The 2879-nt window shown below is 54.5% G+C and carries 4 protein-coding genes; 1 reads left to right on the forward strand and 3 read right to left on the reverse strand.

All coding sequences use genetic code 11. The annotated features are described in order from the left end of the window. Positions 1–226: 226 nt before the first annotated feature. Entirely contained in the window at positions 227–1183 is a 957-nt protein-coding gene (locus HY868_03385; protein MBI5301155.1) for a hypothetical protein, read from the forward strand. Here HY868_03385 and dusB read toward each other — a convergent pair. The 3 genes from dusB to HY868_03400 all read right to left on the reverse strand — a co-directional run bounded on the left by dusB (position 1144) and on the right by HY868_03400 (position 2732). Then, complete coding sequence (gene dusB / locus HY868_03390; GenBank protein MBI5301156.1) at positions 1144–2199, reverse strand: tRNA dihydrouridine synthase DusB; 1056 nt, start codon at positions 2197–2199, stop codon at positions 1144–1146. The two genes, HY868_03385 and dusB, sit on opposite strands and share 40 nt — an antisense overlap. A 136-nt stretch (positions 2200–2335) precedes the next feature. Further along, the gene (locus HY868_03395; protein MBI5301157.1) at positions 2336–2533 is read right to left on the reverse strand and encodes a YwbE family protein; all 198 of its coding nucleotides are present in this window, start codon (positions 2531–2533) and stop codon (positions 2336–2338) included. Beyond that, complete coding sequence (locus HY868_03400; protein MBI5301158.1) at positions 2511–2732, reverse strand: hypothetical protein; 222 nt, start codon at positions 2730–2732, stop codon at positions 2511–2513. Before HY868_03400 ends, HY868_03395 begins: the two co-directional genes overlap by 23 nt. Positions 2733–2879 lie beyond the last annotated feature (147 nt).

Here is a 2879-nt window from a genome sequence, read left to right on the forward strand (position 1 = left end):
ATTCAACTCGAGTGGGAGTCGCTCGCGCGCTGTCATAAAATATGCCACGGTATTGTCAGGATGTCCAATTTGAGTTCATTGAACGTCCGTGTATTCACCGTTTAGAAACTACCGAAGGATTTATGCCGAGCTGTACTAGTCATCGAGCAATCGCCAGGCACAGAGTGGCTATCACACGATCCTGCCAAATTGACTGCGTGATAGCGGAGCGTGGCAATCTAAAGTTATGTCCAATCGTCAACTTTTCTCAACGGCGCGTCTACCTGGACTCGATTTAATGCGCGGCGCGAATATCGTCGCGATGGTCGTCTTTCATTTCTTTCTGCCGTACAGACCTACCCCGATGACGGATTATGCCAACGTCGTCTTTGCGATCGGTGCATTCGTTGCGCCAGCGTTCCTCTATCTTGCCGGCGCGAGCGTATGGTTTTTTCTGCAATGGTACCCGCCCACGCGTTTGTTCAAGCGCGGTGTGTTTCTGCTGGGGTTGACCGTCCTCATCAGTATTCTTATCAAAGCGCGTTTTTATCTAGAGTGGACGATGATCCAGGATATCGGCGTCGCGTACATTGGGATGGCGTTGCTTGCCTTTGTGACCCGGTATCGGTTCAGTGCCGCACTCGTGGTGTACTTGATCGGCGCGTTTGCGGCATGGGCGACGAATGTCTTGTTCGTCGGCGAGTTTCCCTTTCTGCTCTACGCGCCGTACTTTCTCATGGGTTACGCGTACTGCGCGATCTGTCCGACGAATCCAGTCGCCGCGTCCATGCGCGCTGTGTTCTTGTCGGTCGCGATGGCGGTGGGTCTGATGGGCGTGGGCGCACTAGCGGGGAATTTCGCGCGCGATGGCGCGGCGATTTTTTTCGCGGATGTGCTGTGGCGCATTGGCGCGCTAACCAGTTTCCATTTCATCGCCGTTTATGTTTTGAAGAACCAACGCTTCGATGGACGCGTCGGCGGCGCGGTGGTGTTGATGGGGCGAATCTCGCTGACCTGCTACTACATTCAACAAGTCACGCTGCGAATTTTACAGCGCATTGATTTTCACCCGATCGTCGTTACGCCGGAAATCAGTCATCTTATGTGGATCGTGTTGATGCTTGGATTGATCTGGACGATTTTGCAAATCTGGAAACGCTTTGACTATGCGTTCTCGCTGGAATGGATGATGCGCCGGTTGTGATCGGCGTCTTGTATCTCCCCGACCATGCGGTCGAATTCCTCGATGTTGTTGCACGTCAGTAAACGAAAGCGCATTTCCGCCGCGCCGTACAATCCCGCGATGTAACGCGACGCGTGTTTGCGAAACAAAATCAGCCCGACGCGTTCGCCGTAGAATTCGAGATTGAGCGCGAGATGCTTGCGTAACAGCGCGATTTTTTCCTCGATGGGAACCTGGTCGCGATCGCGCCGCGAAAAAATCCAGGGATTGCCGATGGCGCCGCGTCCGATCATCACGCCGTCGCACCCGGTTTGCGCTTTGATCCGCGCGATGTCCGCGACCGTTTTCACGTCGCCGTTCGCAATGACCGGAATCTTCACCGCGCGCTTGACCTCGCCAATCGCGTCCCAGTCTGCCGCGCCGCGAAACGCTTGCGCTTTCGTGCGCCCATGCACCGCGACGAGCGACGCACCGCTGTCTTCGAGAATCCGCGCGACCTCGATGTAATTCCGCGAAGTGTCATCCCAGCCGAGGCGAATTTTCGCAGTGACCGGCACGCGCAATGCTTGGACCATCCGCGCAATCACGCGTGCGATTTTTCCGGGGTCGCGCAACATGCCCGACCCCGCGCCGCGCTCGGCAATGTCGTGAACGTAGCAACCCATGTTCACGTCCACGATGTCTGGGTTCATCTCTTCCACCACGCTCGCAGTTTCGACGAGGCGATCTTCCTGGTGTCCGTAAATCTGAAACGTTACGGGACGCTCGTGCGGAGTGTACTCGAGTTTGCGAATCGTCTCCGGCTTGGGCTTGCGGCGCGAGACCTCATCCACGTTGACGAATTCGGTGTACGAAATCGCCGAGCCGAGCGCGCGGCAAATCGAACGGAACGGCAAATCGGAATAGCCGTCCATTGGCGCGAGAATCAAATCGCCGTACACCGGAATATCGCGGACGAAGAAATTCGGTTGCGTGATTTCTCCGACCGATAGTGCCGGTAAAGTAATCCTGCCGATGTCGCTGTCAATCAATACCATACTGCATGACCTTGAACCAACTATTGGGCGCGCGAATTATACTCGAACTGTCCAAAATCCGAAAGCGTGGATTGCCCACGACAGACTTGAGGGACGCCCAAGTTTTCTTTCGTGCCCTTTGTCTTTCGTGGAAAAATTAGCTTTCGAGAATCGCTTGCACGCGCCCGACCTTGCCATCGTCGAGCATCACCTTGATGCCGTGCGGATGCTTGGCGCTGCTCGTGAGAATGCGCGCGACGATGCCTTCAGTCAATTTGCCGGTCGGTTGATTTTGTTTTTCGACGATTTGCACGCGCGCGCCGATGTGAATGTCACTTCGTTTGGGTGTGGGCATGATCCAGTCCTGTGTCACGCAAATAATCGGCAATGTTCCTTGGCGCGTGACCCTTTTTCAGATTTGATGGATGATCGAGATCCGCGTTCCAATTCGCGGGATTGTTATAGATGTATTTCGCAATCGCGTTCCATTCGCGTTCGTTGCGGATGATGTGATCGTGATAATTCCGTTGCCACACAAAATCATAACGATTCATTTCGCGACAACGTGTTGTCACTGCCGCTTTATAGGTGCGGAGAATCACGGACAACGATTTATTTTTTGGCGAAATGACAGAGAACCGATTATTCGGATCGCGGGGTGTATCCGGTGTAGGGGCGTTCAATGTAGGGGCGTTCAATTG

The organism is Chloroflexota bacterium, from assembly GCA_016219275.1.
Classification (GTDB): Bacteria; Chloroflexota; Anaerolineae; order UBA4142; family UBA4142; genus JACRBM01.